A 22,358-nucleotide genomic window follows, 5' to 3' on the forward strand; every position below is an offset into this window, starting at 1 on the left:
GTGGCATGGCGTGATTGCGCCTTACCTCTGGCGGGGCACAAGCGGAATGCGCAAACCAACAAGGCCAGGCTGACGCAGGGGCATGGTGAAAAGGGCTCCCATTTTGACGCTGTGGCGCATTTTCCGCCAGTGCTTTTCTTGCCCTTTGCGTTGCTGGCCCCCTATAAGTCGCGTGAAGTCAAACAGCATCGGCCCGTGCAGCGCCGTTTCCAGCGGGGCGCGGGGCCGATCCTCAGAACATGGTGACGCCGTCATGGCCGGACATTCACAATTCAAGAACATCATGCACCGCAAGGGGCGGCAGGATGCGATGCGCTCCAAGCTGTTCTCCAAGCTGGCGCGCGAAATTACCGTTTCGGCCAAGCTGGGCATGCCCGATCCGAACATGAACCCGCGCCTGCGCGCAGCCATTCTGGCCGCCCGCGCCGAAAACATGCCGAAGGATAATATCGAGCGCGCCATCAAGAAGGCCGCCGGTGGCGATGGCGATAATTATGATGAGATTCGCTATGAGGGCTACGGTCCCGGTGGCGTGGCTGTCATCGTTGAGGCGCTGACCGATAACCGCAACCGCACGGCCTCGGAAGTGCGCTCCTATTTCACCAAATCCGGCGGTAATCTGGCCGAAACGGGCGCGGTGTCCTTCATGTTCGATCGCGTGGGTGCGATCGAGTTCGAGGCCGGGAAGGCCGATGGCGACGCCATGATGGAAGCCGCCATTGAAGCTGGTGCGGAAGATGTGTCTTCCGATGAAGATGGCCATGAGGTCATCTGTGCGGCTGAAAATCTGGCCGAAGTGCAGCGGGCTCTGGAAGCCCGGTTTGGCGAGCCGCGCAAGGCCGGGCTGATCTGGCGTCCGCAGAACACGGTCGCCGTGGATGATGAAACGGCTGAAAAGCTGCTGCGCCTCGTGGAAAATCTCGAAGACAATGACGACGTGCAGAATGTGACCGGCAATTTTGAATTGTCGGATACCATGATGGCCAAGCTGAGCGGCGAGGACTGAGCAGCTTCGGAAATATGGGTTCGCCTTCTGCCCGCAGGTTCCTGGTGGAAGGCGCAATCAAAAATGGCGGGCACCGGGCCCGCCATTTTCATATGTGTATATGTGAACCGCTCAGGCCGGAAGGCTCTCGGCGATGGCCTGCAATTCGAGAATGGCGGAATCAATTTCGCTGCGCTGCTGTTCCAGCTGCGCCAGCTGCTTCAGGCAGCGCTCACGGGTCAGGGCCAGGCCGGTTTCATTCTTGTGTTCCGCGCTTTCCGGCAGGGCCTGTTCCGGCAGGCGGGCGGCGACGAGTGCGCGGATTTCGGCAAGGGTAAAGCCCAGATGCTTGCCCTTGAGGATGACGGCGAGGCGCTCGCGGTCTGCTGCCGTATAAAGGCGGGTCATGCCATCGCGCCGCGGGTTCAGCAGGCCCTTATCTTCATAAAAGCGCAGGGCGCGAAGGGTGGTGCCGAATTCGCGGGCCAGTTCCCCAATGGTGAAAAGCTCTTCGCTCTCCGGTGCCATGGAAGGCTGCGGAACGGCAGTGTGGGGCCGGGCACTTAGGGGAAAGGCGTTCGCGTTCATCACTCATTATCTCCGGGACACATGGGTGCGACGTGTCGTTTCAGGGGTGCAGCTTGCTGCGCAGGGCGCGGCTTCCTCAGCGCGCATACCCCAAGGCGATCAAGCCTGCTGCGCGCTGAATGTCCGGCGAGCCATCTTGAAGCACCACATTTCTTCTGATGGCGGATGAGAACCGGCCACCGGAAAGAAGGGCAAAACCCGGCGCAGCACCTGCCTGATGCCGCGCTGCGGGGCGGCCCATCATGCGTTTTTGCGCTGCGGAAAAACGCGAAACGGAGTGGGGCCTAAAGCATCGCCTGCTGCATCATTCCTAGCCCGGCGGTGGTGCGGCTGGCAGGTTCAGCCGGGTGCCCCAAGGGAAAGTAACTGTTACATGTGGATGATAACATACTGAAAAACAATATATTAACACTGCGTTTACCATATGTGGCAAATGCTGGGGGAGACGAATCACCGCAACGCCGCGCGGTTCGGCCCTCCACCTTCCGGGGGGCTCGCGACTGGCACGAAGGTGGGGATGGAGCGGATGGAGCGGTTTCAGCCAGCCAGACAAGAGGGCGACGCACAACTTGCAGAGCTCTGCGGCAAGACATCCGGGCGTGATGCGCCTGGCCGGAAACTGCCGCCTCCTGTTTTTCCGGCATTCACCGGCCACACTTCACAGCAGACGCCCGGTGCGGGGCGCATGCAGGCGGGCCACGAGCATCAGCCCCCACAGCAGGAGGAGGCCGAGGGCATGGCCATGCAGCGGATGAAGGAAGAGCTGGCCCGGTTACAGGCGCAGTTGAGCCAGGCTGCCCCCCGCCGCGTGGTGGCGGAGTTGGACCATGCCATGACATTGCTGAGCCGTCGTCTGGATGATCTGCACAGGGCGCAGAAGCAGGCAAGCGCCTCTTCTGGTGAACAGGCCGGTCCGGGGCAGGCTGAGATGGGCCTGCTGGCCAGCGAACTGGCAGTGCTGCGCGAGACTTTGGAAGACATGCGCGCGCCGGAGCGTTTCCAGGCCCTGAGCTCGGGGGTGGAGATGCTCTCCCGCAAGCTACAGATGATGGATGCCAAGGCCGTAAGCCCGGTGGAGGTCGCCCGCCTTCAGGCGCGGGTCACAGAGCTTTCCAGCCTGGTGCAGCGTGTGCTTTCCGGTTCGGGCCTTCAGGAGCTGGCGGGCCGTTTGGAAACATGCGCCGCGCAGGTGGCGCGCGCCGGAAATGAGGCCGCCCGGCAGATGGCGACCGCGACGCGTAGTTTTGAGGATCATGCCCAGGCGCTGCTGAACCGTGTGGAACATACAGGCCGCGAGGTGCGTGAGGCGCAGGCGGCATCCACGCAGGCTATGCGGCAAGGGGTGAAGGAAGAGGTTTCGGGCCTGTATGCCCGGCTGGATGCTGTCGCAGCGCGGATCGAGACGCTTGCCCCCGGCGCGGCCTCTTCCGCTGTGAGCGCAGAACTGGAAGAACGGCTCTCCGTGCTTGTCGATCGGCTGGGGCAGCTTGAGCAGGAGCAGAATGCCCCCTCGGCCGCTCTGGTTCCTGTGGTTGAACGCCATCTCGTGACGTTGACCCAGCGTTTCCAGGAAACACAGGCGCATTTTGGCCGCCTGAATGATCTGGAGCTGGCTCTGGAGCGGGTCATTGGTGAGTTGCAACAGGTGCGTGAGGCTTCGGCCGAAGCGACGGCCGAGGCGGTGCAATCCGTGGCGCTCAAGGTTTCGGATGCGGAAGGCGGCCCGGCCGTGCTGGGCCTGAAGCGCGGGCTGGCTGCGCTGGAGGCGCGGCAGGATGAAGTGGAGCGGCAGGCCAGCGCATGGCTGGGCGAGCCCTTTCATGAAACCTCCCTCATTCTGGATCGCACCGAAGATGGCGTGTGGGCCCCGCAAATGGCGGAGGGGCAACCCGGCGAACAAGGTGAGGCCGCCGGGGCTCCGGTTCCGCCCCGCATGTCGGCATATGATCGGGATGGGGCGCCTGTCTTTGCAGATGAGCATGATGAATTTTTTGCCCGGCGGGCGCGCCCTGTCCCGGAGCAGACTGATGCAGGGCACGAGGGGGATGCCTCTTGCGATCTGACGGATCAGTCGGTTCCAGACGAGGGCGGGACTGAGGAGCCTCAATCTTTTTCTCCTCATATTGATTCCGCTTCTCCAACCCAGGGCGGAGCAAGGGTTTCCAGTGATCTGCGCGCCCGGCTGGAGCCGGATTTCGGGCGCATGGGGCCGGATATGGCCTCCGCACAGCAGAGCGCTTCTCATATGGATAGCTCTGCGGCTGAAGCGCAGGTTATTGCACAGACGGATATGGCCTCTTCTGTCCGGCCTCCGCGCAAGGTGGATTGGAGCGGGCGCAAGAAGCTTGAGCAGCCTCAGGCCAAGCGTGGCGGGTTGCTGAATGGCGTTCTGGGGGGCTGGGCCGTGCGCCGTGCGAGCCGGCAGGCCCTGATGGGTCGCCGGCGCGGCGGGGCTGTGCGCTGGGGCGGTGTTGCTGCTTCCGTACTGGTGGTGGCGCTGGCCTCAACCGCGAGCTTCGCCTGGCTGCATCGTGATGCGCTTCAGGCGCGGATGCAGGCCGTGGCAAGCGGGGCTGCAAATGGTGGCGCAAGTGGTCGCGCAAGTGATGGCGCAAGTGAGGTTGCGGCGCTGGCTGGCCAGGACAAGAAGACCAGCCTGATACAGCAGGCTTCCGCCATCCCACTTGAAGCTCTGCCGGCGCCTCTTGGCTCTGCGGTCCTGCGGGCGGATGCGCGCGACGGTGACCTTGCCGCCGCCTATGAGGTGGGTGTGCGTTATGCCGATGGCGTGGGCGTGAAGGCCGATGCGGAAGCGGCCACCCATTGGTTGCGCTATGCGGCAGAGCGTGGGCTGGTGCCAGCGGCTTATCGTCTGGGTACGGTTTATGAAAAGAGCTTTGGCAATGAGAAAGAGGCTGCCCGTTTCTACAAATGGGCGGCGGAGCGTGGCAATGTGCAGGCCATGCACAGCCTTGCGGTGCTGATGACGCAGGGGCTCTCCGGCAATGGGCCGGATTGGGCTCAGGCTATCCAGTGGTTCCGCGGCGCGGCCGAGCATGGCGTGCAGAATGCTCAATATAATCTGGGTATCATTTTCGCACGCGGTCTTTCCGGGCACAGTGATTTGCAACATGCGCTGATGTGGTTCGCCATTGCGGCCAATCAGGGCGATGAGGACAGTGCCGACAAGCGTGATCTGCTGGCCCGGCAGGCGGAGCCCCAGGTGCGGGAGGCCGCCTTGCAGCTTGCCGATGCCTTCCAGCCCCGCCCGCTGAATGAAACCGCGAATGTGGTGCAGCAGAAATCGGAATGGAATGCGCCCGAGCCTGCGAAGGGCCGCCTCGCCAGCACGGCGCACAGCATCCGCGATGAGGGGGAGCTCTTCTTCGCGCAGGACATTCCCTCGGGGGCATTCTCCAGCCAGCCTTTCACGACACATCTGGTGGCCAGCCGCCAGTGAGCCTGAACGGGGCCGGTGGCCACATCTTTCTTCAGGCGCAGGAATGGAGCACCTTGCCGGGATGAGTGGATGTTCGATTCGCATTATCGGTCTGGATCCGGGCCTGCGGCGCACGGGTTGGGGCGTGATCGAGCAGGCCGGAACGCGCCTGTCCTATGTGGCCAGCGGTACGGTTCTGCCGCCTGAAAAAGCGCCGATGGGTGCGCGTCTGGCCGCTTTGCATCAGATGCTGGCGGATGTGCTGGCCCGCTATGTGCCGGATGAGGCTGCGGTTGAGGAAACCTTCGTCAACATGAATCCGGCCTCCACCCTCAAGCTGGGGCAGGCGCGCGGCGTGGTGTTGCTGGCCCCGGCGCAACTGGGCCTGAGCGTGGCCGAATATGCGCCTCTTCTGGTGAAGAAAAGTGTGGTGGGCGCGGGCCGTGCTGAAAAGGCGCAGGTGCGCATGATGGTAAGCGTGCTGCTGCCCCGTGCCGCGCCTGAAAGTGAGGATGCGGCCGATGCTCTGGCCGTCGCTATCACCCATGCCCACCATCGGGGCACGGCGGCCCGTCTGGCCGGGCAGGGTTAGGGTCTCCCTCACTCTCGCGAGACAGCATGATGGCGCACCGCCCCGCGCCCCGTTATCAGGGCGCGGCAGGCAGGAAAGATTGAGATGATCGGCAAGCTGAAGGGCGTGGTGGATCTGGTCCGTGAGGATCATCTGATCCTGGATGTGCAGGGCGTGGGCTATCTGGTGCATTGCTCGGCGCGCACGCTGGAGAGCTTGCCGCGCGGCGGGGAGAAGGTGGCGCTGTTCATCGAAACCCATGTGCGTGAAGACATGATCCGCCTGTATGGCTTTGCCTCCGAGGCCGAGCAGGAATGGTTTCGCCTGTTGCAGGGCGTGCAGGGCGTGGGGGCGAAGACCGCGCTGGCCGTGCTCTCTACCCTGCGTCCGGCGGATCTGTCTCAGGCGGTGGCGCTGGGCGACAAGGCGGCCATTGCCCGTGCGCCGGGCATAGGCCCGCGCAGCGCCACGCGCATCATCACCGAGCTGAAGGATAAGGCCCCGGCTGCGGCCATGGGCTCTTTCGCGCCGGCTGCAATTTCCTCTGGCGTAGGCGCTGGTGCGGGGGAAAGCGGGGCGATCGCCGACGCCATTTCTGCTCTCACCAATCTGGGGTACGGGTTGGCGCAGGCCCATGCGGCCGTCGCTGTCGCCTCGCGTGAGGCAGGAGAGGAGGCCAAGGCCGAAACCCTCATTCGGCTAGGCCTGAAGGAACTGGCAAAATAGGCGCGCCCCACTGGTTTTTGGGGGCAGCCTCTGCGATGTTCCGCTTTCGTACACTTTTGCGCGGCATGTTCGGCGTGCTTTGCGAAACATATTTGAAGCGGGGCGGGGCCATGGGCCCTCTTCGTGCAGGACAGGCAGCTTGATTCGATGAATACCCGTCTCATCTCGGGCGAGAAGCGCGGCGAGGATGAAGCCGATTCCACCCTGCGCCCCCAGCTTCTGGGGGAGTTTGTGGGGCAGGCGCAGGCGCGCGCCAATCTGGAAGTATTCATCAAGGCCGCCCGTGCGCGGGGCGAGGCGCTGGACCATGTGCTGTTTGTCGGCCCGCCGGGCCTTGGCAAAACCACGCTGGCGCAGATCATGGCGCGTGAGATGGGAGTGGGTTTCCGCTCCACCTCCGGCCCGGTCATCGCCAAGGCGGGGGATCTGGCGGCTATTCTCACCAATCTGGAAGAGCGCGATGTGCTCTTCATTGACGAAATTCACCGGCTTTCCCCGGCAGTGGAGGAAATTCTCTACCCCGCCATGGAGGATTATGAGCTGGATCTGATGATTGGCGAGGGGCCGGCCGCGCGCTCGGTGAAAATCTCTTTGCCAAAATTCACGCTGGTGGGGGCCACCACCCGTTCCGGCCTGCTCACCACGCCACTGCGTGATCGTTTCGGCATTCCGGTGCGCCTTCAGTTCTACACGGTGGAAGAGTTGGAAAAGATCGTGACCCGCGGCGCGCGGGTCATGGGCGTGGGCATTGCGCCGGATGGTGCGACGGAGATTGCCCGTCGCGCCCGTGGTACGCCGCGCATTGCAGGCCGTCTCTTGCGCCGGGTGCGGGATTTCGCGCTGGTAGCCGGGGCTGAGGCGATTGACCGCGCCATTGCCGACAGGGCCTTGCGGGCGCTGGAGGTGGATTCGCTGGGGCTGGATGCCATGGACCGGCGGTATCTCACCGTGATCGCGGAATTCTACAATGGCGGCCCGGTAGGTGTGGATACCATCGCCGCCGCCCTTTCCGAGCCGCGTGACGCCATTGAGGAAATCGTGGAGCCCTATCTGGTGCAGCAGGGCTTCATCCAGCGCACCCCGCGCGGGCGCATGCTCACCGCGCTGGCTTTTCGCCATATGGGCCTGCCCGAGCCGAAACGTGATGGCCCTGTTGCAGGCATGGCCTTGCCATTGTTCGATGATGAAGGCTAGTTGTGCGCCTGAAACGAAGCCCTGCGTGCAGCACAGCGCGTCACGGTACATCAACAGGACACACGGGGTCTCGGCATGAATTTGGATGTGGCAGGCGAACGGGCCGTGGCGCAGGGTGAGCTGGAGGCTTATCCCAATCTGGCCGGACGACTGGTGCCGGGCGGGCATTGCCTGGCGCTGCGGGTCTATTATGAAGACACCGATTTTTCAGGTATCGTCTATCACGCCAACTATTTGAAATTCATGGAGCGCGGCCGCTCGGATTACATGCGGCTGCTGGGCGTGGTGCAGGGCGAATTGTTCGCACAGGCGGCGGAGGAGGCCCCCGGTTTCCATTTCGTCGTGCGCGGCATGCAGATTGATTTTCTGCGCCCGGCCCGCATTGATGATGTGCTGGAGGTCTACACTCTCTCGCGCGAGGTGGCCGGGGCCTCCATCACCCTGTTGCAGCAGGTGCGCCGGGGCGATGAGCTGCTGGTGAGCGCGACGGTGCGGGTGGCTTTCGTCTCTCAGGGCAAGGCCAAGCGCATTCCTGATGCGCTGCGGCAGGTGACCGCCGAACATGCCCGCGAAACCGAGCAGCTGAACATTCCCCGTCGTTGAGCCGGATGGGCTTCAATCTCTGCATCTGGTGTGAAGCTGCTGTTATTTTTATGCATGTCGGCCTTTATTCATCCGCCATTAAGCCTGTTTATGCCTAGATTTGCATGAAGTTGCGGTATTGTGCTGCGCCGCAACGCAAAGCAGAGCCTCCGTCAAAGTTTGGACAGACTCCCCGGTGAAACACACGGGCTATCTGGACAGAAGCGGTGGGGGCTGTCCTGCGCGGCCCCTATGCCGCGCCAGCGGAGCCGGGAATGGACTTTTTCACTGGAAATACTGGCAAGCAACCGGCGCGCATGGCCGGGCAGCCAAGCTCATCTGATGCCGGCCTTGCGGCCAGCCCTGCGCGTCAGTCCCGCCTGAAGGGTGCTGCCATGGGGGCGGGTGCGCTGGCGTTGCTGGGCACATTGCTCGTGGCCGGTGCCAGCCCGGCCCTGGCCCAGGGCGTGGAGGCTGTCGGCGCGGCGCCGGCGCCAGCGGCGGATATTTCCTTTCTTGGCCTCTTCCTTCAGGCTCACTTCGTGGTGAAGTTGGTGATGATCGGCCTGATCGTCGCCTCCATCTGGGTGTGGGCCATCATCATCGACAAGACTCTCCTCTATGGCCGCAACAAGCGCGAGATGGATCAGTTCGAGCAGGTGTTCTGGTCTGGCCAGAGCCTTGAGGAGCTATATCGTTCGCTTTCCGGTCGCAACAATCACGGCATGGCCGCCATTTTCATTGCCGCCATGCGGGAGTGGAAGCGCACCTATGAGGGCGGCGCGCGTTCGCTGACGGGTCTGAATCAGCGGTTGGACAAGGTGATGAATGTCACCATCACCCGTGAGGTGGAGCGGCTGGAGAGCCGCCTTCTGGTGCTGGCCACCGTGGGTTCCGCGGGCCCCTTTATCGGCCTGTTCGGCACGGTGTGGGGAATCATGACCTCGTTCCAGTCCATCGCAGCCTCCAAGAATACCTCTCTTGCCGTTGTGGCGCCGGGTATTGCAGAAGCCCTGTTCGCGACTGCAATGGGCCTTATTGCCGCCATTCCCGCGACGATTTTCTATAACAAGTTCATCTCCCAGGTGGGGCGTCAGGCCCAGCGCCTTGAGGGTTTTGCGGATGAGTTCTCCGCCATTCTCTCCCGGCAGATCGACGAGCGGGGCTGAGATATGGGCATGTCCGCAGGAGGGGGAGGAGGCTGGCAGAGCCGTCGCTCGCGCCGGCGTGGCGCGCCCGTCATGTCCGAAATCAATGTGACGCCCATGGTGGACGTCATGCTGGTGCTGCTCATCATCTTCATGGTGGCCGCGCCCATGCTCTCGGTGGGTGTGCCCATCGACCTGCCGCAAACGCAGGCTTCGGGCGTGAACCAGGACAATGACAAAGAGCCGATTACCCTCACGGTGAATGATAAGGGCCAGATTTTCGTGGGCGAAAGCGAGATGTCCTATGAGGAGCTCGTGCCCAAGCTGGAGGCCATCACCAAGGCGCGCGGCGGCATGGAAGAACGCATCTTCGTGCGCGGCGACAAGAAGGTGGATTACGGCACAGTGATGCGCGTGATGGGCAAGCTCTCCGGGGCTGGCTTCAAGCGTGTGGCGCTGGTGACCGAAGTGGAACAGGGAGAGTGATGCGGCCATGAAGGTTGGCCTGACGGCATCAACCGCTATTCATGCGGCGGTTCTCGTTGTTGCCCTGGTGTCTTTCACCGGGGCGGAGCCGTTTGAGCCTGTGCCCGAATCCATGCCGGTGGATGTGATCTCGGCTTCCGATTTCACCAAGCTGTCCATGGGCTCCAAAACCTCGCCCAAGGCGGACAAGCCCAAGCAGATCGCGGAAAAGGTGGGAGAGCCGACGCCGGTGGAAGACGCGCGCCTGAAGGTGAGCGAAAAAGCGCCGGTGGAGGCCACAGCCCCGCCTCCGCCCCCTCCGCCTGCGCCGAAGGTGGAGGCCAAGCCCGATCCCAAGCCTGAGGCAAAACCGGCCAAGCCCAAGCCTGCACCGAAGGCGGCTGAACCAGCGCCGGCTCCGCCCAAACCGGCAGAGCAGCAGGCGGCTGAAGCGCTGAAGAGCGAGCCCAAAAAGCCTGAGCCCCCCAAGCCTGAGCAGGCTCAGCAGCAGGCCGCGGCCCAGCCCATGCCCATGCCGCCCAAGCGCCCGCACGTGCCCCGCACTCCGCCGCGCCCGGTGGAGAGCGAAGCGCCATCCCGCGATTTCAATACGGATGAGATCAAGGAGCTGATCGACAAGCGTATTCCCACGCGGCAGATGGCCAGCGGCAGCGAGTTGTCCTCCGAATCCTCTCTCGGTTCGCCGCGCGGGGAAGGGGCGACACTCAGCATGAGCGAGATCGACGCTTTCCGTGCCCGCATGCGCCAGTGCTGGAACACCACCGGAATCCCGAATGACCAGCCGGTGTTCGTGGATATCCGGGTTGATCTGAAGCCCGATGGCAGCTTGCAGGGTGAACCGCAGGTGACGCGGGGCACAGCCCCACCCTATGGGCCGGTGCTGGCCCGCACGGCCATTGCCGCCCTGGTGCGGTGTCAACCTTTCACCATGTTCCGTCGGGAAACCTATAATCAGTGGAAAAGCATGGACCTGACCTTCCGCCCGCAGGAATTTGACTGAGCCGGATGCTTCGGCCACAGATCCATTCTGCAAGAAAGATGCGGCCTGCCTGAGGTTCGGCCGATGTTGGACACGTCTTTTCCTTAGAATCGTCATCCTGCTGGTCTGTATGGGGCCGCAGAAGATGCGCTGCGCACATGATCTGTCGCAGCATTTGGCCAGGGGGCTTTGAACCGTGATGCAGCTTTCCAACCGCTCGGGACTTGTGTTGAGCCGCCGCCATCTTCTGGCCGCTGGCGGCGCGCTGGCCGCCGGTGCGGCGCTGCACGCTTCGCCAGCCGCCGCCGCGCTGAAGCTGGACATTACATCCGGGACGCCGCAGCCGATTCCGATCGCCATCACCGATATGGTGGGCGACAGCGAGCAGGGCCGCGCGATGTCCGAGGTGATCTCGGCAGATCTGAAGCGTTCCGGCCTGTTCGCGCCCATCGACCCGCAGGCTTTTGTCGAGAAGATCTCCAATCCTGATACACCGCGCTTTCAGGATTGGCGCATCATCAATGCTCAGGCGCTGATGACAGGCCGCGTGGAGCGGCAGGCCGATGGTCGCTTCCAGGTGATGTTCCGCCTGTGGGATGTGTTTGCGGGCCAACAGTTGACCGGCCAGCAGTTTGTGGCCCAACCCGATAACTGGCGGCGCATCGCCCATATCATTGCCGATGCCATTTATGAGCGGCTGACAGGCGAGAAGGGCTATTTCGATACACGTATCGTGTTCGTGGATGAGAGCGGGCCCAAGCAGCAGCGCGTCAAGCGGCTCGCCATCATGGATCAGGACGGGTTCAATGTGGGTTATCTGACCCGTGGCGACTCGCTGGTGATGACCCCGCGCTTCTCGCCCACGAGCCAGGAAATCACCTACATGTCCTATTCGGGCAATGAACCACGGGTGTATCTGCTCAATATCGAAACCGGCCAGCGCGAGGTTGTGGGCAACTTCCCCGGCATGAGCTTCGCCCCGCGTTTTGCGCCCGATGGCCAGCGCATCATCATGAGCCTGGAGCAGAACGGTAATGCCAATCTGTTCGTCATGGATCTGCGTTCCAAGGCCACCACGCGCCTGACGGATACGCCGGCCATTGATACCGCGCCGTGCTATTCGCCGGACGGGCGGCAGATCTGCTTTGAAAGCGATCGCGGCGGGTCTTCACAGATTTATGTGATGAATGCGGATGGCAGCAACCAGAACCGCATCTCCTTCGGTAATGCGCGCTATTCCACGCCGGTGTGGTCACCTCGCGGGGACTGGATCTCCTTCACCCGTCAAGCGGAAGGGCGCTTTGCCATTGGCGTGATGCGGCCGGATGGCTCGGGCGAGCGCGTGCTCACAGAGGGCTACCATAATGAAGGGCCGACCTTCGCGCCGAATGGCCGTGCGCTGATGTTCTTCCGTGATCCGGGCGGTGGGTCTGGCCCGGCGCTCTATACGGTGAATGTTACGGGCTATAATGAGCAGCGCGTGCCCACGCCAAGCTATGCTTCAGACCCGGCCTGGTCGCCCCTGCGCTCATGAGCCTGACGCGATAACCAGCCTGAGAAAGTATGACGAGAGGGCGTCCCGACGGGGCGCCTTTTTCGTCTTACTGAAGGCAATCTACGTTACAGGATGTGCATTGCCGGGTGTGTCTTGGCTGCAATAACTGTTGCATAAAAAGCGCATTCATCATGCGTATCAGGGTGTGGCCTTCTCTGCCTTGCTGCCTGCACAGGCTTGCCATGATGCCGCCATGTGACCGCGCGAGTGAAGACCTCACGCAAGACAGGGCACTATGCAAGGTTCCATTCTGCTGGGGCAGGTTGCGAGCAAGCATTGGCGGGATGAGGCCCCAACCGAGCCCCGCCTGTGACCTGTCTTCAGAATGAGTTTGAAACCGCTTGGAAACCATGTCTTGCGCTTTCGGGTCTGCAAGCCACAGTTTTCGTTTCGGGCGGGAATGCGGAACGAACGTTTAACCAGCGTCTTGCTAATGCGAGACAGATCCGGTCTGCATAGATGATGGGAGACTCCGGAATGGGTTTCAATGGGCAAGCTCGCGGCTTCCGTTTCGCGGCGCTCCTCGGCATGGCTCTGGCTTTGGGAGCCTGCGCCAATACACAGAACAAGGGTGATGGTTTCGGCACGGCCGGTGGCCCCCCCGGCTCGCCGCAGCAATTCGTTGTGGCTGTGGGTGATCGCGTCTTCTTCGACAGCGACAGCACGGACCTGAACCCGCAGGCTCAGGAAACACTGAACCGGCAGGCTCAGTGGTTGCAGCAGTATAATCGCTACACCTTCACCATTGAAGGCCATGCGGATGAGCGCGGCACGCGTGAATACAATATTGCTCTCGGCGCCAAGCGCGCCCAGTCGGTGCGGAACTATCTGGTGGCGCGCGGTATCAACCCGCAGCGCATGCGCACCATCTCCTATGGCAAGGAACGGCCTGTGGCGGTGTGCAATGATATTTCCTGCTGGTCGCAGAACCGTCGCGCTGTGACGGTGCTGAACGCTGGCGGTTCCTGATTTTATCAGGCCGGATGGAATGCAAAAGCCGGTGCCTGCTGGGCATCGGCTTTTTGCGTTTGGCTCCACGCCTGGAGGCGCAGCATATCGCAGTGCAGTGCAAATGCGGCGGAGGGCCTTACTTTGGTCGTCTTCCATTCGCTATTCTGGCTCACCTCAGGCAGGCTTCGGCAGGCCATTCGTCTCCGGCCCTGTCGCCACTGGCGGGCAGGGCTGCATAGGCGGAAGGTGTGCGGCCTGTGTTTTCCATGCTGGCCCTTCAGTTCATTTGAGCATCAAGCCAACGATGATGAAGCTCCATTTGTCGCCTGCCGGCGCTCTGGCACCGGTTCTGGCCCTTTCCGTCGCATTGAGCCTGCCGGCCACGCCTGCTTTCGCCCAGCAGGATGGAGGGCTGTTTGGCAATCTGTTCAAGCCGCCGGGGTCTGTTCCCGCCGCCCAGCAGCAGGAGGCGGATGAAAGCGCGGGCCTCGTGGTGCGGCTGGAGCAGATGGAAAATGCCCTGCGTCGCCTGACCGGGCAGGTGGAAGAGTTGCAGTATCGCAATGCCCAGCTTGAGGCGCAGTTGCGCATGGTGCAGGAGAAGCTGGGGCTCAAGCCCGCCACGCCTTCCGCTTCCGGCATGGTGGGGGGCGAGGCCGTTGTGCCGGCGGCGTCTGCCGCAGGGGGAGGCAACACCGGGGCCGCAGCCCGGCGTTCGGATGCGTTTGATCCGCAGGGCAGCCGGGTGGCGCCCGGAGCGCCGCACCCTCTGGGCTCTCCCGCAAGCAGTTCCGAAGGGCTGGCCGCGCCTGGCGCCCATGCGGAAGTGGGAGCTGTACCGGCAGACGGGCGAAATGTCGCCGGTGCCGGTTCAGCCCGCGAGCTTTACGATGCCGGCGTCAAGGCGCTTCAGGATGGCCGGCTGGAGGAGGCGGAGGCGCTCTTCAGGCAAATCCTCACCAGCAATGCCGATGACCGGTTGGTGCCGGATGCGCTTTTCATGGTGGGAGAAAGCCTGTTCCTGCGGAAGCATTATTCCGATGCGGCGGCGTCTTTCCTTGATGTCTCCACCAAATATCCCAATTCCACCCGTGCGCCAGAGGCGTTGTTGCGATTAGGTCAGTCTCTTGCGGGCATGGGCGAAAAAGAAACAGCCTGCGCGACCTTTCAGGAAGTGGGGCGTAAATATCCACGCGCTCCGTCTTCCGTGCGGCAGGCGGTGGAGCGTGAGCAAAAGCGCGTAGGGTGCTAGGTTTCACCATGCGGGCAGGCCGGGGCCGGGCCGTTGTGGTGTGGGGTGAGAATCATGAACCGCCAATCTGCCGAACCTGACGGGTCGGCTGAGGACGCAGCGCCATTGGGGGTGCAGGAGCGTGATGCGCTTCTGGCCCCTTTGGTGGCCTATAAAAAAGTGTTGATCGGTATTTCCGGCGGGCCGGATTCCACGGCTCTGGCCTGGCTGGCTATGGGCTGGCGGCAAGCTGTGGGGGGCGGTGCCGGGGCGTCCTTGTGCGCGGCCACGGTCGATCATGGCCTCAGGGCGGATTCTCGTGCCGAGGCGGAAGAGGTCTCCCGTTTTTGTGCCGGGCTGGGCCTGCCACATCATGTGCTGACATGGCGCGGTGAAAAGCCGGTGCGAGGCATTCAGGCCGCAGCGCGCACAGCCCGCTATGGCTTGCTGCTGGATCTGGCGCGGCAGATCGGGGCGGATGCGCTTGCTGTGGCCCATACGGCGGACGATCAGGCCGAGACAGTCCTGTTTCGTCTCTCCCGCGGGTCCGGCCTTGCCGGGCTGGGGGCCATGCGCCCGAAGGCCGAGCGGCAGGGCGTGGCATTGCTGCGCCCGCTTCTGAGTGTGCCCAAGGCCCGGCTGGTGGCGACCTTGCAAGCAGGGCAGATCGGCTTTGTGCAGGACCCGGCCAATTCCAATCCACGTTTTACCCGCGCCCGGCTGCGGGCTCTGGCTCCGGCTCTGGCGGAGGAGGGGCTGGATGCACGGCGTCTTGGCCAGTTCGCCCGGCGCATGGCGCGGGCGGATGCGGCTCTGGAAGCGGCCGTGGATGTTGCTGAAGCCCATTTGTCGCAACCTGTCACGCGGGAGAGGAGCGGGGCGGAAAGGGCGGGTTTTCGTCTGCCGGCCGTTGCCTTCGCTGCCCTGCCGGATGAGATTGGCCTGCGCCTTCTAGGGCGCATCATCGACAGGGCCGGGCATGAGGGGCCGGTGGAGCTGGGCAAGTTGGAATCGCTTGTGGCAGCGCTGCACGCCCGGTTGCGCCTCCGGGGCCAGGCTGATGAAAAAACGGGTGCAGATCATCACCCGGCGTCTTTCCGTCGCACGCTTGCAGGCGCCTTTCTGGAGATAAAAGGGGAAGATATGTGGATTTTTCCCGCTCCTGCACGACGTAACGGCACGATGCCGCCGGATTCTGCGCGCATATTGGGGGATGTCCTTGGCAATGCCGGGGTGGATACCTAGATTATGTGGCAGATGGTAGAGGCGCATGACCGAGAGGGGTCGCGTGCGGAAGTTGCGCTTCCGTATGGGAAGACGAACGGGAAGAGCGTTGCTAGCTGCCCTGAATTTTGAGTGTGCCGCAAGGTGGGCTCATGAATGTGACAACGCCAGTAGGATCGTGCCCGACATGATCGCGCCCACGAGGGTTTTATGAACGCCAATTTACGAAATTTCGCCCTGTGGGTGATCATCGTTCTGCTGCTTCTGGCGCTGTTCTCCCTGTTCCAGAGTCCGGGGCAGCGTACCAGCGCGAACGATATCTCCTTCTCCCAGCTGCTGGCAGATGTGGATACAGGCCGCGTGCGCGACGTGGTGATTGAGGGGCCGAATATCTCCGGTACCTTCACCGATGGTCGCCAGTTCCAGACCTATGCCCCCAATGATCCGTCTCTGGTGGAGCGCCTGTATGGCAAGGGCGTGCAGATCACCGCGCGTCCGCCTTCGGACAATATGCCGTGGTTTGTAAGCCTGCTGCTCTCCTGGCTGCCCTTCATCGTGCTGATCGGCGTGTGGATTTTCCTCTCGCGCCAGATGCAGGGGGCCGGTGGCAAGGCTATGGGCTTTGGCAAGAGCCGCGCCAAGATGCTGACGGAAGCGCATGGCCGCGTGACCTTCGAGGATGTGGCCGGCATTGACGAAGCCAAGAGCGACCTGACCGAGATTGTCGACTTCCTGCGGGACCCGCAGAAGTTTCAGCGCCTTGGTGGCCGCATCCCGCGCGGCGTGCTGCTCGTTGGCCCGCCCGGTACGGGTAAAACCCTGCTGGCCCGCGCTATTGCGGGTGAGGCGAATGTGCCCTTCTTCACCATCTCCGGTTCGGATTTCGTGGAGATGTTCGTGGGCGTGGGTGCAAGCCGCGTGCGCGACATGTTCGAGCAGGCCAAGAAGAATGCGCCCTGCATCATCTTTATCGACGAGATCGACGCGGTGGGTCGCCATCGTGGTGCCGGCCTCGGCGGCGGCAATGATGAGCGCGAGCAGACCCTGAACCAGCTTCTGGTGGAGATGGATGGCTTCGAGGCCAATGAGGGTATTATCCTTATCGCCGCCACCAACCGCCCGGATGTTCTGGACCCGGCGCTGCTGCGTCCCGGCCGCTTTGACCGTCAGGTCATCGTGCCGAACCCGGATGTGGTGGGCCGTGAGCAGATCCTGAAGGTGCATGCCCGCAAGATCCCGGTGGCCCCCGACGTGAACCTGAAGGTGATCGCCCGTGGCACGCCCGGCTTCTCCGGTGCGGATCTCGCGAACCTGTGCAACGAGGCGGCGCTGATGGCGGCCCGGCGCAACAAGCGCATGGTGACCATGAGCGATTTCGAGGATGCCAAGGACAAGGTGATGATGGGGGCGGAACGTCGCTCGCTCGTCATGACCGAGGACGAGAAGGCCCTCACCGCCTATCATGAGGGTGGCCATGCCCTGGTGGCGCTGAATGTGCCGGCTACCGACCCGGTGCACAAGGCCACCATCATTCCGCGTGGCCGGGCCCTCGGCATGGTGATGCAACTGCCGGAGCGCGACAAGCTCTCCATGAGCTATGAGCAGATGACCTCCCGCCTCGCCATCATGATGGGTGGGCGTGTGGCTGAAGAATTGATCTTCGGCGATGACAAGGTCACCTCCGGTGCGGCCTCCGATATCGAGCAGGCCACCCGTCTGGCCCGCATGATGGTGACGCGCTGGGGCTTCTCGCCCAAGCTGGGTGCCGTGGCCTATGGCGAGAACCAGGACGAGGTGTTCCTTGGCATGTCCATGGGCCGCCAGCAGAATGTTTCTGAAGCGACCGCTCAGACCATCGACAGCGAAGTGCGCCGTCTGGTGGAAGAGGGTTATGCCGAAGCCAAGCGCATTCTGACGGAGAAGCACGATTCCCTCGAAATTCTCGCCAGGGGCCTCATCGAATATGAGACGCTGAGCGGTGAGGAGATTGTGGATCTTCTGAATGGCAAGGCACCGAACCGTGAGAGCACGGTAGAGCCCACCAATCCGCGTGGTTCCGCCATTCCCACCTCGCGCAACCGTCCGAGTGCGGATGGTGCGGGTGGCTCTGTGGAGCCCCAGCCGCAGGCTTGAGGCTGAGGCCATCCGGCCCTGAATCTTGAAAAAGGCGTCAGCTTCGCGGCTGACGCCTTTTTTGTTGTCTCGATAGACAAGTGGAAATGCGGGGCGCGTGTGCAGGCCCTTTGAAGTGGGGCGGGCAAATCTGTTAATCAGCGGCAGAGGATATGGCCCGCAGCCATGTCCGGGATGCAGGGGCCAGAGAGTAGGCGCAATGGAAACAGGGGAAACAGTTGCTCCGATTTGGCATGGGGGCGATATCGGGACAGCGCGCAGGCTCTTTCCACAGGCTCCCACGCCGTGGGTGGATTTGTCCACGGGTATCAACCCCGTGCCCTATCCGGTGGGGCCCTTGCCAAGTGCCGCCTTCCGCCAACTGCCCGACCCGGAAGATGTGCTGGCGCTGGAGGAAACCGCCGCGCGGGCCTATGGCGCGGCGGACCCTTCTCAGGTGGTCGCGGCACCCGGCACACAGGTGCTTATCAGCCTGCTGCCCTATCTGTTTCCCGCAGGCCGGGTTGCCGTGCTGGGGCCGACCTATGCCGAACATGCTTTGTGCTGGGGCCATGCCGGGCATGAGGTCACGGTTGTGCAACAGCCGGAAAAGCTGCTCGGAGCGGATGTCGCCCTTGTGGTGAATCCCAATAATCCGGATGGCCGAAGGCTGAAACCAGAGGTGCTTCAAGCCATGGCGAAGGCATTGGCAGCGCACCAGGGCTGGCTGGTGGTGGATGAAGCCTTTGTGGATTTCGAGCCGGAACTCAGCCTTGTTCCGCACCTGCCGGAAAATGCCGTGGTGTTGCGCTCTTTCGGCAAGACATATGGGTTGGCCGGAGTGCGGCTGGGCTTTGCTGTCACCCATGGAGCGGCGCTGGCTCATCGCATCCGCACACGCCTTGGGCCATGGGCCATTTCAGGGCCGGCTCTGGCTGTGGGGCAACTGGCCTTGGCGGACCTGCCTTGGCGAACCCATGCCGCCGGGGCCCGCATGGAAGAGGCTCTGCGTCTGGATGCGCTGATGGTCCCTCTGCTGGGCGCGCCTGTGGGTGGCACGGCCTTGTTCCGCACCTTCTCATCACCACGGGCGGCGGAGGTCTTCAACCTTCTGGGGGAGGCTGGAATTTTTGTGCGCCGCTTTGCGGATGATCCGCTCATGCTGCGGCTGGGGCTACCGGGAACCGAGCAGAAATGGGGCCGGCTGGAGGAAGCGGTGCGGGCGGCAGGCTGACAGCAGCTTCATGCCTGATGAGGGGGAAGAGGAAGCGGGAGCCTCAGGGGGCTGTCCCGCTTCGCAGGGCAGGGAGAGGAGGTCTGGAGCTTTAGTTTGAGCCCGGTCGGTATTCCCCGGTTTTCGGGTCGCGCACGAGGGGCACGGTTTTGATCTCCCCTGCATCAGCCGCGCGCTGACGCTTCAGCGATTCATTGATGCGCCGGCTTTCCGAGGCGAGCATTTTCACAAGGGCGGCAGCGCCAACGGCGCCGAGAGCCGCAATGACGATCGGGCGCAACGGAACCTCCTTCATTGTCCGCATAACCCGGCATATCGATATGCGCGAGCCATGCCACGGTACAATCCCATTGAGCATGAAGCCATGGCGAAAAATAGTCCGCCATGGCATTTACGTGTGATGCCAGAAGGGCCAGCCCCGGAAAGGCGGTTAGGCCTTGGCTGCGGAAAAGACCTTGTAGCGGCGCGGCAGAAGGCCCACCTGCTCGCCCACCTGCAAGGTGCGGTCTAGCGGAACGGCGGCTTCAACCACGATATTTCCGTTTTCTCCGGCAATTTCCACATCTGCCCGCCGGGTGGGGCCGAAGGTGCGCACAGCCAGCACCTTGCCATGGAAGGGCGTTTCATCTGGTGCGCGCAGCTCCACATCATGCGGGCGGGCCAGAATGTGGGCCGGGCCATCGGAAAGGCCCTGTGCATCCAGTTCCAGCGCACGATCTTTCTGATACAGGCCGCCATTGCGCACCTCACCCGGAAGGGTGATGGTTTCACCAATGAAATCATGCACAAAGGCTGTGGCGGGGTTGTCATACACCTCACCGGGCGTGCCCACCTGCTCGATGCGGCCGCGGCCCATCACCACCACGCGGTCCGCCAGTTCCAGCGCCTCTTCCTGATCGTGCGTGACGAGCACGGAAGTGACGGGCAGTTCCTCATGAAGCTGGCGCAGCCAGCGGCGCAGTTCCTTGCGCACCTTGGCATCCAGCGCGCCAAAGGGCTCATCCAGCAGCAGAACCTGCGGCGAGATGGCGAGCGCGCGCGCCAGGGCCACACGCTGGCGCTGGCCGCCGGAAAGCTGGGCGGGGTAACGATCCGCCAGCCAGTCAATCTGCACCAGGGTGAGCAGTTCCTTCACCTTGGCCTGAATGGTGGCTTCCGGCACCTTGTTCCTGCCCTTCCGCACGCGCAGGCCGAAGGCCACATTCTCGAACACCGTCATGTGGCGGAACAGGGCATAATGCTGGAATACGAAGCCCACATTGCGCTCCCGCACGGAACGTGAGAGCGCATCCTCGCCATTGAAGTGCACTTCACCACTGTCGGGCCATTCGAGCCCGGCGATAATGCGCAGAAGCGTGGTCTTGCCCGAGCCGGAAGGGCCCAGCAGCGCAATCAGCTCACCGCTATTGATGGTGAGGCTCACATTGTCGAGCGCGGTGAAATTCTTGAAGCGCTTGGTAACGCCGATGACCTCGATACTCATCAGTCTTCCTCTGCGAGGCGGTGTTCCAGAATGGTCTTGGCGATCAGTGTCACAAGGGCGAGCAGCGCCAGAAGCGAAGCCACCGCGAAGGAGGCGACGAACTGATATTCATTGTACAGAATCTCGATATGCAGCGGCATGGTATTGGTGAGGCCGCGAATATGGCCGGAGACGACCGAAACCGCGCCAAACTCCCCCATGGCCCGCGCATTGCACAGCAGTACGCCATAGAGCAGCGCCCATTTGATATTGGGCAGGGTGACGCGCAAAAAGGTGGAAAAGCCCCCCGCGCCCAGTGAGATGGCTGCCTCTTCCTCCGCCGTGCCCTGCTGCTGCATCAGCGGAATCAGCTCGCGCGCGACAAAGGGGAAGGTCACGAAAATGGTGGCCAGCACAATGCCCGGCAGGGCAAAGATGATTTGCAGGTTCCAGGCATCCATCTGCGCGGCGAAAAGCCCCTGCGCGCCAAACAGCAGCACGAACACCAGGCCCGCCACCACGGGCGAAACCGAGAAGGGCAGGTCAATCAGGGTGATAAGCAGGCTGCGACCGGGAAATTCAAATTTGGCGATCGCCCATGCCGCCACCAGCCCGAACAGCAGATTGGCCACCACTGAAATGGCCGCCACGATCAGGGTGAGGCGAATGGCCTCCAGTGCATCCGGGTCCAGCAGGGCGGCAAAATAGGCATCCCAGCCGCGCTTGAGCGCTTCCACGAAGACCACGATCAGCGGGAGACCGATGAACAGGGTGAGAAAGCCCAGCGCAAGCAGGGTCAGCAGCACCCGCACGGTCACAGGTTCTGTGCGTACGGGGCGCGGGGCGCGCTCATAGGTGCGGGCTTCCGTCACACCGGTGGGCAGCCCTTCAGTGGCGGGCGCATGTTCGGCCTTCAGGCTCATGTCAGCGCGCTCCCCGGCTTTCGGCCCAGTGTTGCAGCCGGTTGATGATAAAAAGCATGATGAAGGCGGCCACCAGCATCACTGCGGCAATGGCTGTGGCATCCGCATAGCGGAACTCCTCCAGCCGGATCACGATGAGCAAGGGGGCAATTTCGGAAATGCCGGGCAAATTGCCGGCAATGAAGATGACCGAGCCATATTCGCCCACGGCCCGCGCAAAGGCGAGGGCGAAGCCGGTGAGCAGGGCCGGCCACACCGCAGGCAGAATGACCCGGCGAATGGTTTGCCAGCGATCCGCCCCCAGGCTGGCGGCGGCATCTTCCAGTTCCTTGTCGAGATCGGCCAGAACCGGCTGTACGGTGCGCACCACGAAAGGCACGCCGATAAACACCAGCGCCACCAATATGCCCAGCGGGGTGAAGGCCACTTTGATGCCCAGCGGCGCGAGCAGGCTGCCAATCCACCCATTCTCGGCATAAAGCGCTGTAAGCGCGATGCCAGCCACCGCCGTGGGCAAGGCGAAGGGAATGTCGATCAGTGCATCCACCGCCCGTTTCAGCGGAAAATCATAGCGCACCAGCACCCACACCACGAGTGCGCCGAACACCATGTTGATTACCGCTGCCACCAGCGACAGGCCGAACGAGATTTGCAACGCATGCAGGGTGCGTTCGCTGGTGACGATATCCACGAAACGCGCAAAGCTGATTTCGCTGGTCTTGATGAAGAGCGCCGAGAGCGGCAGCAGGACGATCAGCGACAGCCATGTGAGGGTGAGCCCCAGCGTGAGGCCAAAGCCGGGCATTATGGTGCGGCGCTGCGGAAACAGGCGATTGGCGAGTGTGCTCATGAGAAAAGTATAGCGCCCTGAACCGCTGTTTCTGAACCCGCAACTGGCGGTGATGAACGGGAAAAAAGATGCAATGCACCATCCGGGCCCGCCTTGTCCGCAGGCCGGGGCAGGGCGA

At 62.8% G+C, this 22,358-nt stretch carries 20 protein-coding genes; 15 read left to right on the plus strand and 5 right to left on the minus strand.

Features of this window, described 5'->3' with window-relative positions; all coding sequences use genetic code 11:
- The first annotated feature begins 253 nt into the window (after positions 1-253).
- A complete protein-coding gene (locus tag ACT6QH_RS06025; RefSeq protein ID WP_444973905.1) occupies positions 254-1,006 on the plus strand; it encodes a YebC/PmpR family DNA-binding transcriptional regulator in 753 nt (250 codons plus the stop codon).
- Positions 1,007-1,117: 111 nt separating this feature from the next.
- Here ACT6QH_RS06025 and ACT6QH_RS06030 read toward each other — a convergent pair whose 3' ends face one another.
- Positions 1,118-1,513 carry a MerR family transcriptional regulator gene (locus ACT6QH_RS06030; RefSeq protein ID WP_444973906.1) on the minus strand — a complete coding sequence of 132 codons (396 nt, stop codon included), beginning with the start codon at positions 1,511-1,513 and terminating at the stop codon, positions 1,118-1,120.
- 796 nt (positions 1,514-2,309) lie between these two features.
- Here ACT6QH_RS06030 and ACT6QH_RS06035 point away from each other — a divergent pair.
- From ACT6QH_RS06035 to cobD, 14 genes are all read left to right on the plus strand, one after another.
- Entirely contained in the window at positions 2,310-5,033 is a 2,724-nt protein-coding gene (locus tag ACT6QH_RS06035) for a tetratricopeptide repeat protein (RefSeq protein ID WP_444973907.1), read from the plus strand.
- A gap of 61 nt (positions 5,034-5,094) precedes the next feature.
- Complete coding sequence (gene ruvC, locus ACT6QH_RS06040) at positions 5,095-5,604, plus strand: crossover junction endodeoxyribonuclease RuvC (protein WP_444973908.1); 510 nt, start codon at positions 5,095-5,097, stop codon at positions 5,602-5,604.
- A gap of 84 nt (positions 5,605-5,688) precedes the next feature.
- Positions 5,689-6,309, plus strand: coding sequence for a Holliday junction branch migration protein RuvA (gene ruvA / locus ACT6QH_RS06045; RefSeq protein WP_444973909.1), 621 nt, complete (start codon positions 5,689-5,691; stop codon positions 6,307-6,309).
- Positions 6,310-6,456: 147 nt separating this feature from the next.
- Entirely contained in the window at positions 6,457-7,503 is a 1,047-nt protein-coding gene (gene ruvB / locus ACT6QH_RS06050; protein WP_444973910.1) for a Holliday junction branch migration DNA helicase RuvB, read from the plus strand.
- 75 nt (positions 7,504-7,578) lie between these two features.
- On the plus strand, positions 7,579-8,106 hold the full coding sequence (gene ybgC, locus ACT6QH_RS06055) for a tol-pal system-associated acyl-CoA thioesterase (protein WP_444973911.1): 528 nt from the start codon (positions 7,579-7,581) through the stop codon (positions 8,104-8,106).
- Between the two features lie 374 nt (positions 8,107-8,480).
- The gene (gene tolQ / locus ACT6QH_RS06060) at positions 8,481-9,254 is read left to right on the plus strand and encodes a protein TolQ (protein ID WP_444974022.1); all 774 of its coding nucleotides are present in this window, start codon (positions 8,481-8,483) and stop codon (positions 9,252-9,254) included.
- 3 nt (positions 9,255-9,257) lie between these two features.
- Positions 9,258-9,719, plus strand: a complete 462-nt coding sequence (gene tolR, locus ACT6QH_RS06065; RefSeq protein ID WP_444973912.1) for a protein TolR — start codon at positions 9,258-9,260, stop codon at positions 9,717-9,719.
- Between the two features lie 7 nt (positions 9,720-9,726).
- Positions 9,727-10,719 (plus strand): cell envelope integrity protein TolA, encoded by a 993-nt coding sequence (tolA, locus tag ACT6QH_RS06070; RefSeq protein WP_444973913.1) that lies wholly within the window; start codon positions 9,727-9,729, stop codon positions 10,717-10,719.
- A gap of 178 nt (positions 10,720-10,897) precedes the next feature.
- A complete protein-coding gene (gene tolB, locus ACT6QH_RS06075; protein ID WP_444974023.1) occupies positions 10,898-12,232 on the plus strand; it encodes a Tol-Pal system beta propeller repeat protein TolB in 1,335 nt (444 codons plus the stop codon).
- Positions 12,233-12,730: 498 nt separating this feature from the next.
- Positions 12,731-13,222, plus strand: a complete 492-nt coding sequence (gene pal, locus ACT6QH_RS06080) for a peptidoglycan-associated lipoprotein Pal (RefSeq protein WP_444973914.1) — start codon at positions 12,731-12,733, stop codon at positions 13,220-13,222.
- A 286-nt stretch (positions 13,223-13,508) separates the two neighbouring features.
- Positions 13,509-14,456: a tol-pal system protein YbgF gene (gene ybgF / locus ACT6QH_RS06085; RefSeq protein ID WP_444973915.1), complete on the plus strand. Its 948-nt coding sequence runs from the start codon at positions 13,509-13,511 to the stop codon at positions 14,454-14,456.
- Between the two features lie 54 nt (positions 14,457-14,510).
- Complete coding sequence (gene tilS / locus ACT6QH_RS06090; protein WP_444973916.1) at positions 14,511-15,680, plus strand: tRNA lysidine(34) synthetase TilS; 1,170 nt, start codon at positions 14,511-14,513, stop codon at positions 15,678-15,680.
- Between the two features lie 189 nt (positions 15,681-15,869).
- Positions 15,870-17,792 (plus strand): ATP-dependent zinc metalloprotease FtsH, encoded by a 1,923-nt coding sequence (gene ftsH / locus ACT6QH_RS06095; protein ID WP_444973917.1) that lies wholly within the window; start codon positions 15,870-15,872, stop codon positions 17,790-17,792.
- 199 nt (positions 17,793-17,991) lie between these two features.
- On the plus strand, positions 17,992-19,005 hold the full coding sequence (gene cobD / locus ACT6QH_RS06100) for a threonine-phosphate decarboxylase CobD (protein WP_444973918.1): 1,014 nt from the start codon (positions 17,992-17,994) through the stop codon (positions 19,003-19,005).
- 91 nt (positions 19,006-19,096) lie between these two features.
- On the opposite strand, the gene ACT6QH_RS06105 is transcribed toward cobD, so the two are convergent.
- The 4 genes from ACT6QH_RS06105 to cysT all read right to left on the minus strand — a co-directional run bounded on the left by ACT6QH_RS06105 (position 19,097) and on the right by cysT (position 22,240).
- Positions 19,097-19,285 carry a hypothetical protein gene (locus tag ACT6QH_RS06105; protein WP_444973919.1) on the minus strand — a complete coding sequence of 63 codons (189 nt, stop codon included), beginning with the start codon at positions 19,283-19,285 and terminating at the stop codon, positions 19,097-19,099.
- A 150-nt stretch (positions 19,286-19,435) separates the two neighbouring features.
- Positions 19,436-20,488 carry a sulfate/molybdate ABC transporter ATP-binding protein gene (locus ACT6QH_RS06110; protein WP_444973920.1) on the minus strand — a complete coding sequence of 351 codons (1,053 nt, stop codon included), beginning with the start codon at positions 20,486-20,488 and terminating at the stop codon, positions 19,436-19,438.
- A complete protein-coding gene (cysW, locus tag ACT6QH_RS06115) occupies positions 20,488-21,390 on the minus strand; it encodes a sulfate ABC transporter permease subunit CysW (protein WP_444973921.1) in 903 nt (300 codons plus the stop codon). Before cysW ends, ACT6QH_RS06110 begins: the two co-directional genes overlap by 1 nt.
- A 1-nt stretch (position 21,391) precedes the next feature.
- A complete protein-coding gene (gene cysT / locus ACT6QH_RS06120) occupies positions 21,392-22,240 on the minus strand; it encodes a sulfate ABC transporter permease subunit CysT (RefSeq protein WP_444973922.1) in 849 nt (282 codons plus the stop codon).
- Positions 22,241-22,358 lie beyond the last annotated feature (118 nt).

Source organism: Haloleucobacter albus (assembly GCF_052492075.1).